Annotated in this window: 11 protein-coding genes; 3 read left to right on the forward strand and 8 right to left on the reverse strand. The window is 64.9% G+C overall.

Translation table 11 applies throughout. From position 1 onward, the window contains the following. The coding region (locus tag EOA75_RS25435) for a hypothetical protein (RefSeq protein WP_164747553.1) at window positions 1–210 on the reverse strand (210 nt) is incomplete at its 3' end. 248 nt (window positions 211–458) lie between these two features. On the opposite strand from EOA75_RS25435, the gene EOA75_RS25440 reads away from it, so the two are divergent. Beyond that, a complete protein-coding gene (locus EOA75_RS25440) occupies window positions 459–923 on the forward strand; it encodes an NUDIX domain-containing protein (RefSeq protein WP_127325448.1) in 465 nt (154 codons plus the stop codon). Window positions 924–932: 9 nt separating this feature from the next. Here EOA75_RS25440 and recO read toward each other — a convergent pair whose 3' ends face one another. Next, on the reverse strand, window positions 933–1685 hold the full coding sequence (gene recO, locus EOA75_RS25445) for a DNA repair protein RecO (RefSeq protein WP_127325449.1): 753 nt from the start codon (window positions 1683–1685) through the stop codon (window positions 933–935). A gap of 19 nt (window positions 1686–1704) precedes the next feature. Here recO and EOA75_RS34210 point away from each other — a divergent pair, with 19 nt between their 5' ends. Both EOA75_RS34210 and EOA75_RS25450 read left to right on the forward strand, forming a co-directional pair. Next, the gene (locus EOA75_RS34210) at window positions 1705–1872 is read left to right on the forward strand and encodes a hypothetical protein (RefSeq protein ID WP_164747554.1); all 168 of its coding nucleotides are present in this window, start codon (window positions 1705–1707) and stop codon (window positions 1870–1872) included. A 100-nt stretch (window positions 1873–1972) separates the two neighbouring features. Next, a complete protein-coding gene (locus tag EOA75_RS25450) occupies window positions 1973–2782 on the forward strand; it encodes a type II CAAX endopeptidase family protein (protein ID WP_127325450.1) in 810 nt (269 codons plus the stop codon). A 19-nt stretch (window positions 2783–2801) separates the two neighbouring features. On the opposite strand, the gene EOA75_RS25455 is transcribed toward EOA75_RS25450, so the two are convergent. The 6 genes from EOA75_RS25455 to EOA75_RS25480 form a co-directional block, all read right to left on the reverse strand. Then, window positions 2802–3695: an aminoglycoside phosphotransferase family protein gene (locus EOA75_RS25455; RefSeq protein ID WP_095823680.1), complete on the reverse strand. Its 894-nt coding sequence runs from the start codon at window positions 3693–3695 to the stop codon at window positions 2802–2804. Window positions 3696–3735: 40 nt separating this feature from the next. Next, entirely contained in the window at window positions 3736–4668 is a 933-nt protein-coding gene (gene era, locus EOA75_RS25460; RefSeq protein ID WP_127325451.1) for a GTPase Era, read from the reverse strand. Beyond that, window positions 4653–5369 carry a ribonuclease III gene (rnc, locus tag EOA75_RS25465; protein WP_066997455.1) on the reverse strand — a complete coding sequence of 239 codons (717 nt, stop codon included), beginning with the start codon at window positions 5367–5369 and terminating at the stop codon, window positions 4653–4655. The genes era and rnc overlap by 16 nt, the downstream gene beginning before the upstream one ends. 4 nt (window positions 5370–5373) lie before the next feature. Beyond that, window positions 5374–6123 (reverse strand): signal peptidase I, encoded by a 750-nt coding sequence (lepB, locus tag EOA75_RS25470; RefSeq protein WP_066997458.1) that lies wholly within the window; start codon window positions 6121–6123, stop codon window positions 5374–5376. An 80-nt stretch (window positions 6124–6203) separates the two neighbouring features. Next, complete coding sequence (acpS, locus tag EOA75_RS25475; RefSeq protein ID WP_067321104.1) at window positions 6204–6617, reverse strand: holo-ACP synthase; 414 nt, start codon at window positions 6615–6617, stop codon at window positions 6204–6206. After that, window positions 6614–7198 carry a DUF2062 domain-containing protein gene (locus tag EOA75_RS25480; RefSeq protein ID WP_067321101.1) on the reverse strand — a complete coding sequence of 195 codons (585 nt, stop codon included), beginning with the start codon at window positions 7196–7198 and terminating at the stop codon, window positions 6614–6616. The genes acpS and EOA75_RS25480 overlap by 4 nt, the downstream gene beginning before the upstream one ends. Between the last annotated feature and the right edge of the window lie 182 nt (window positions 7199–7380).

A 7380-nucleotide genomic window follows, 5' to 3' on the forward strand; every position in this document is an offset into this window, starting at 1 on the left:
CGTGACCGCTGCGGCAATCACGGCGGGACCTTCGCCTGCAGCAGCTTCCGCGGCCTCGCCAGTTCGGGGCGCGGGCTGCGGGACACCCGAAAGCACCAGGCTGCGCAGCGCGCCAAGCTCGCGCTCGATCAGGCCGATGCGCGTCTGCTGGCGTGAAATGATGACGAATAGAGCGATGACGGCGGCAATGGCGATCAGGCCGAAAAACATGGCGGTTTCCCCTCAAAACCGTGCCAGTCGTGGCCGACAAATGCGGCGATGAGACGGCTACCCAATCAGCGCCCTGCCGGCCTTGCAAAGATCGAGCATGTTTCGGCGCCGATTGCCAGCGACCGCAGGCTTTATCCAACGGCGATACGTCGAAGCGGCTGAGGCTCGGGCCGCAAATTGCCGGCCGCTCGCCGCGGACCACTCGTGCTATCCTCGAACGCTAGCGGGAATTACCAAGAGGATGACCGATGCCGCAACGAAGCGCGGGCCTGCTGATCTTCAGGCAAACCGCCGGTGTGCTCGAGTTCCTGCTGGTCCATCCCGGCGGACCGTTCTGGGCAAGGAAAGATGAAGGGGCCTGGTCGATCCCGAAGGGGCTGATCGACGATGGCGAGGACGATCTCGTGGCCGCTCGGCGTGAGGCCGAGGAGGAGCTAGGCGTCGCGATCGACGGCGATTTCCAGCCAGTCGGCAGCTACAAGCAGCCGGGCGGTAAAATCGTGATCGCCTGGAGCGTCGAAGCGGACATCGATGTGAATGCCGTCAGGAGCAACATGTTCACCATGGAATGGCCGCCAAGGTCGGGAGCCATGAAGGAATTTCCCGAAGTGGACAAAGCCGGCTGGTTCTCACTCCCAGACGCCGGTCTCAAGATCCTGAAAGGCCAGCGTCCCATCCTCGACGATTTTCTGGAACGACGGCGAGCCGATTAGATCCTCGCCTCATTCGCCGGCAATCTCCTTCACCGCCGCCTGATGCCGGCGCAGAGCCGCGAGGAAGCCGGCGCGGGCGTCGGGCGGCTCGATGCCGCGCGGCTCATAGACGTGGCGAGTGAAGAAGAAGCCGGTCAGCCGGAAGGCGTCCTCCAGCGCCGCGGCATCGGCGCGAACGCCGGAGCCGCGCTGCAGGAAGGCGGGCAGCGCCAGCATCTTGTCGTGCCATGCCGCGCCCGCGGCGCGCGAGACGGCGCGCCCGGATTTCGGCGACACATAGGCGAGATCCTGCCGCGATCCGGTCGCCGCGCACTGGCTGAGGTCGAGGCCGAAGCCGAGCTCATCCAGGATCAGCAATTCGAAGCGCGCCACCAGCTCGCCCGCGGCATCGGCATCGCCCAGATGGGAGATCATCACCGCAAGAGCCTCGTAAAGGCCGCCATGGGCATCGCGTTCGGGCAGAAGCCTGAGATGCGCGGCCATGGTCTGCAGGCCGTAGACGGCGACTGCGCTGTCCATCAGCCGGGCGGCGTTCATCTCGATCGCCTCGGCCTGGAAGATGCCGAGATGCTCGTCGAGACGTGCCCGCCACAAAAGGTCGACTCGATTGCCGGGCTGCAGCACCGGCTGCTGCTTGCGCGAGCGGCCGCCCCGCACCAGGCCGAGATGCCGGCCATGGGCGCGCGTCATCACCTCGAGGATGGCGCTGGTTTCGCCATGCCTGCGGGTGCCGAGAATGATTCCCTCGTCGCGCCATTCCATACGTCGAGCTTTTCACCTGTTGGGCGGCGAAATCAAGATTGCCGTCCGTAACCCAAAATCTGTCCTGACAGTGATGGCAGGCAACATCCGCCGCTGCCGCCGCGGCGGCAATATCGGAAAATTCTCAGAAACCGTTCGGGATTTTTCGGCCGCGCCGGCGCCAAATACCGGCACGTTGACCGGGTGAACCGGCGCAGACCGCCGAGCGGCTCGGCTGGCTTTTTCCCGAAGCGTCGACCTCTCGGGCAGGCGACCACTCGCAACAATGGCCCGATGAGAGGACCGTTATGAGCTCCTTCCTGGGCGAGGTGCGCGGGCACCAGTTGACCATCTTCTTTTCGCTGGCGCTCGGCCTGACATGGCTGGCGTTCATTCCCTTCTATCTGTCGCATGGCGAGAGCATTCCCTGGTTCACCTTCGGACCGGCAATCTCGGGCTTCACCGTCGCGGCACTCGCCGGCGGCTGGGGTGCGGTGAAGACCATCCTCGCCTCGATGGTGAAATGGCGCGTTCGCCCGATCTGGTATCTGGTGGCGGTCGGCCTGCCGTTCGGGACGCAGCTCGCCTCGATCGTGATCAATCCGTTCCTCGGTTCGGCGGAGCCGTCGTGGGGGAACATTCCGGCCTTCTCCGAGGTGGCGCCCATGATCGCGCTCTATGCCGTATTCAGCGGTCCGCTGGGCGAGGAGCCCGGCTGGCGCGGCTTTGCGACCCCGCATTTTCTTGGCCGTCGCCCCGCGCTCGCCGGCAGCCTGATCCTCAGCGTGATATGGGCAATCTGGCACTTGCCGCTCGGCCTGCTCGGCGATCTCAGCCTCTACAGCACGATCAACGTCGTGCTGGTCGGGATCGTCTTCACCTGGCTTTACCAGAACACGGGCAGCGTATTGCTGGCCATCCTGATGCATGTCTCACACCAGAACAGCGTACGCTTCCTCGCCAAGGTGTTCGTCGACGGCGACTATATCCAGCAGCAATGGCTCGGCGTCGCGATCTGGGCGGTCATCGCGGTCGCGATCGTTGCCTATTACGGCACGGAAAGCTTTGTACGGCGGCCTGCGAAGCGACTTGCCACTGCATGGATACTCGACCGGTGAGGGCGCCTGCTCGGCGCCGTCATCCCCATTTGCGATGATCGGCGAGCACTTCGTCGATCACCCGGCGCTGCCTCCCGACCTCGGCCTGGTTGGCGTCGTGACCGGCAACGGTGATGAGCGCCTTCCACAGCGTCCAGCCGCGTCCGCGCGCCCAGGTCGCGTCATCGACGGCGATGCGCGCGCGGAATGCCTCGCGGCTCTCGCCCTCGAACAGCGTCCAGGCAATCGCCAGATCGCAGGAGGGATCGCCGACGCCCGACGTGCCGAAGTCGATGACAGCGCTCAGACGGCCGTCCTCGACCAGCAGATTGCCTGAGGCGACATCGCCGTGGAACCAGACGGGCGAGCCGTGCCAGCCGGCAGCAAGCGCCGCCTTCCAGACGGCAGTGGCGGCTTGCGTATCGATCCGGCCTTCAAGCGCAGCGATGGCCTGTCTCGCCTCGTCGTCATAGACGGCCAGCGGGCCGCCGCGATAAAAATTGTGCTGGCCAGGTGCCGGCCCCGCGGTCGGATCGATCCGTTTCAGGGCGACGAGGAACTCAGCCAGCGAGACCGCGAACGCGCGAAGGTCGGCGATGTGACCGGTTTTCGCCGTCTCGCCTTCGATCCAGCGGTAGACGGACCAGTGCCAGGGATAGCCCGCCGCCGGCTCGCCCATGGCGAGCGGCTCGGGAATCGGCAGCGGCAGAAGCGGCGCGAGCTTGGGCAGCCAGCGATGCTCCTTCTCGACCTGCAGCGCATAGGGAGCAGCACTTGGCAGCCTGACGGCCATCGTGTCGCCGAGATGGAAGGTGCGGTTGTCCCAGCCGCCGAACGCGACCGGCTTCACAGGCAGATGCCGCCATTCGGGAAACTGCGCGTCGACGAGCCGGCGCACGAGAGCGGTGTCGATATCCATCTTCGGGCTGTGCATGTCGCTATCCCAAAACCGCGTCGCCTTTGGTCGACATTCATCAGTTGGGAAACTCCAATCCCATCTCGCGATAGCGCTCCGGGTCGTCGCCCCAGTTCTCGCGCACCTTGACGAACAGGAAAAGATGCACCTTCTGCTCGAGGATCTCGGCGATCTCGGCGCGCGCGGCCTGGCCGATGGCGCGGATCGTCTCGCCCTTGTGGCCAAGCACGATCTTCTTCTGGCTCTCGCGCTCGACATAGATGACCTGCTCGATGCGCACCGAGCCGTCCTTCTTCTCCTCCCACTTCTCGGTCTCGATATGCGAGGAATAGGGAAGCTCCTTATGGAGCCTCAGATAAAGCTTTTCGCGCGTGATCTCGGCCGCGAGCTGGCGCATCGGCAGATCGGAGATCTGGTCTTCCGGATAGTACCAGGGACCGGCTGGAAGGGTCTCGGCAAGATAATCGAGCAGGCCCTTGCAGCCGGAGCCGGTGAGCGCCGAGACCATGAAGGTGCGCTGGAACGGCACTCTTTCGTTCGCTGTCGCGGCCAAAGCAAGCAGCGTCTCCGGCTTGACCCGGTCGACCTTGTTGAGGACGAGCAGCATCGGCTGCTTGACGTCCTTCAGCCGGTCGAGGATGGCGTCGGCATCGCCTTTGATGCCGCGTTCGGCATCGATCAGCAGCACCACGACATCGGCATCCTTGGCGCCGCCCCAGGCGGTGGTGACCATGGCCGTGTCCAGCCGCCGCCGCGGCTTGAAGATGCCGGGCGTGTCGACGAAGACGATCTGCGCGTTGTGATGCGTGGCGATGCCGCGCACGATGGCTCGGGTGGTCTGCACCTTGTGGGTGACGATCGACACTTTCGCGCCGACCAGCTGGTTGACCAGCGTCGACTTGCCGGCATTGGGCGCGCCGATCAGCGCGACGAAGCCGGAGCGCGTGGCAGGCGTTTCGAAGGTTTCGGTGACGGTCATGCAGCGCTCCATACGCCTTCGCGCAGCAGCAACGCGGCCGCCGCCGCCTGCTCCGCTTCGCGCTTGGAACGGCCGCTGCCGATCGCCGGCGCGAAAGAGCCGACCTTGACGCTGACGGTGAACAGCGGGTCGTGGTCGGGCCCCTCGCGAGCATCCACCCGGTAGGCCGGCACCGCGCCCGACGCCGCCTGGTGCGCCCACTCCTGCAGCTCGGTCTTGGCGTCGCGGCGGGCAGCACCGATCGCCTGCGAGCGCGGCTGCCAGTAGCGATGGATAAACGCGCGGGCGGTCTCAAGGCCACCATCCAGATAAAGCACAGCGATCAGCGACTCCAGCGCGTCGGCACGCAGATTGGTTCGCTTGCGGCCTTCGAGATTGCGCACGTCGGAGCCGGCGCGGATCAGCTCCGGCAGGCCGATCTCCTCGGCGATCTCGGAGAGCGCCTCGGCATTGACCAGCGCGTTGAGGCGGAGCGACAGCTCGCCCTCGGCGGCATCCGGAAAGGCAGCGAGCAGCATGTCGGCCACGACCAGGCCGAGAACGCGGTCGCCCAAAAATTCGAAGCGTTCGTAGTCGACGCCGGCATGCGTCGAACGCGCGCTGGCATGGGTCAGCGCGCGCTGCAGACGCTGGCGGTCGGCGAAGGCGTGGCCGGTGCGCTCGACAAGCGCTTCGGCAAGGGCATCGGCGGTCAAACGCTTGGTCGCCGCCATAACCTTAGTGGACGAGATGGAACAGGCGGCCGGCACGCATCAGCGACGGCCACTTCCAGATTTCCAACGGGCTTGCGCCATCGGCGATCGAGAAGAAGATGACGTTGGCGCGGCCGACGAGGTTCTCGGCCGGCACGAAACCGACGGTGAAGCGGCTGTCGGAGGAATTGTCGCGATTGTCGCCCATCATGAAATAGTGGCCGGGCGGCACATCGAACTCGCGCGTGTTATCGCCGATCGAATTGGGCGTCAGATCGAGCGTGTCATAAGTGACGCCGTTGGGCAGCGTCTCGCGATAGACGTCGACGGGACGGTCGACCTCGGTGATGTCGGGGTTGTCGATCTGGCCGACCTTTTCGCGCGGCACCGCGGTGCCGTTGATGAAGAGCTGGCCGTCCTTGACCTGGATCTTGTCGCCGGGCAGGCCGACGACGCGCTTGATGTAGTCGACGGACGGATCCGGCGGGAACTTGAACACGACCACGTCGCCGCGCTTGGGCTCAGAGCCCCAGATGCGGCCGGAGAAAATGTTGGGGCCGAAGGGCAGCGAGTAGCGCGAATAGCCATAGGCCCATTTGGTGACGAACAGATAGTCGCCTTCGAGCAGCGTCGGCCGCATCGAGCCGGAGGGGATGGAGAAGGGCTGGAACAGCAGCGTGCGGATGACAAGCGCGAGCAGCAGAGCCTGGATGATGACGGAAAAGGTTTCCCCAAGCCCGCCGGATTTCTTCTGCGATTTTTCAGCCACGCTCATGTCGTCCTCGATTGTGCGTTGGTTGGTATAGAGTCTCGGCGCGCGCTGGGCAACGTCATGCCGCCCGTGGTCAGATGGAATCAATGTGGCGCTTGTTCGGCGGGCACTGCCTCGATGATCACAAAGGCTTGAGCAAGTGGAAAATCGTCGGTGATAGTGAGGTGGATCAGCGCATGGTGGCCCTTGGGCAGGATTTTTTCCAGCCTGGCGGCAGCGCCGCCGGTGAGCGCCATGGTGGGCGCTCCGCTGGGCAGGTTGACCACGCCCATGTCGCGCCAGAAGACGCCCTCGGCCATGCCGGTGCCAAGCGCCTTGGCGCAGGCCTCCTTGGCGGCGAAGCGCTTGGCGTAGGAAGCGGCACGGGCCGCGCGCTTCTCCGACTTGGCCTGCTCGACCTCGGTGTAGATACGCTGGATAAAGCGCTGGCCGTGCCGTTCCAGGGACTTCTCGATACGTCTGATGTCGATCAGGTCACTGCCGATGCCGATGATCATTCCGCGGGAACTTCCCGTCCGCCCTGCCGGGCCTTCCTGGCTCGCTCGGTCATTCGCCGCTGCCGTTGCGCGCGAAAAGCGGTCATGCCCCACCGCGTGACACCATAGAAGACGAGCCCGAAGACCAAGCCGAGGGGCACCGCGCCGAGAAGCATCGGCTCCAGGATCGGGTGCCACAGCTTGGCGAAGGAAAGCGTGTGCATCATTTCCCCGAGATGCTCCGGCGGCCCATGCCTGGGCAGATGTTCATGCAGGATGAGCTTGCCAGTCTCCCAGGACGCGCCCCAGAGCAGCGGGAAGGACAGCGGATTGCCGAAGAACACCGCACCGAGGGCTGCCGCCACCAGATTGCCGGCGATCACCCAGCAGAGCACGGCGGCGATGATGAAGTGGAAGCCCAGCGGGAAGAAGGAGGCGAAAACGCCTGCCGCGACTCCGGCGGCCACCGAATGGGGCGTCGCTTTCAGCCGCAGAATGCGCTTGGAGAAATACTGAACGGAGCGCGAGAACGAGCGGCGCGGCCATAGGTAAGTACGCACCCGCTCCAGGAGGCCATCAGGCTCTCGGCGTCGAAAAAGCACTCTGTTTCGGTTCCTGGTCCAACACACGCTTCCCTGCCAGCCGGGTCGCGCCAACATTATCTTGCGCTTCACCGGCGCAGGAAGGCAACAAAACTTTGCTATAGCGGCGATTGCCAGACCACGGAACAGCGAAACGTCGCCGCGATGGTCTGCCGCAGGCTCTTACATGAGCGCCATTCCGG

Source organism: Mesorhizobium sp. M1A.F.Ca.IN.022.07.1.1 (assembly GCF_003997575.1).
Lineage (GTDB): Bacteria > Pseudomonadota > Alphaproteobacteria > Rhizobiales > Rhizobiaceae > Mesorhizobium.

Excerpts from the sequence above, each read along its gene's own strand:
- EOA75_RS25440 (WP_127325448.1), top strand. The coding sequence starts at position 459 with ATGCCGCAACGAAGCGCGGGCCTGCTGATCTTCAGGCAAACCGCCGGT.
- recO (WP_127325449.1), bottom strand. The coding sequence starts at position 1,685 with ATGGAATGGCGCGACGAGGGAATCATTCTCGGCACCCGCAGGCATGGC.
- acpS (WP_067321104.1), bottom strand. The coding sequence starts at position 6,617 with ATGATCATCGGCATCGGCAGTGACCTGATCGACATCAGACGTATCGAG.
- lepB (WP_066997458.1), bottom strand. The coding sequence starts at position 6,123 with ATGAGCGTGGCTGAAAAATCGCAGAAGAAATCCGGCGGGCTTGGGGAA.
- EOA75_RS25455 (WP_095823680.1), bottom strand. The coding sequence starts at position 3,695 with ATGCACAGCCCGAAGATGGATATCGACACCGCTCTCGTGCGCCGGCTC.
- era (WP_127325451.1), bottom strand. The coding sequence starts at position 4,668 with ATGGAGCGCTGCATGACCGTCACCGAAACCTTCGAAACGCCTGCCACG.
- rnc (WP_066997455.1), bottom strand. The coding sequence starts at position 5,369 with ATGGCGGCGACCAAGCGTTTGACCGCCGATGCCCTTGCCGAAGCGCTT.
- EOA75_RS25450 (WP_127325450.1), top strand. The coding sequence starts at position 1,973 with ATGAGCTCCTTCCTGGGCGAGGTGCGCGGGCACCAGTTGACCATCTTC.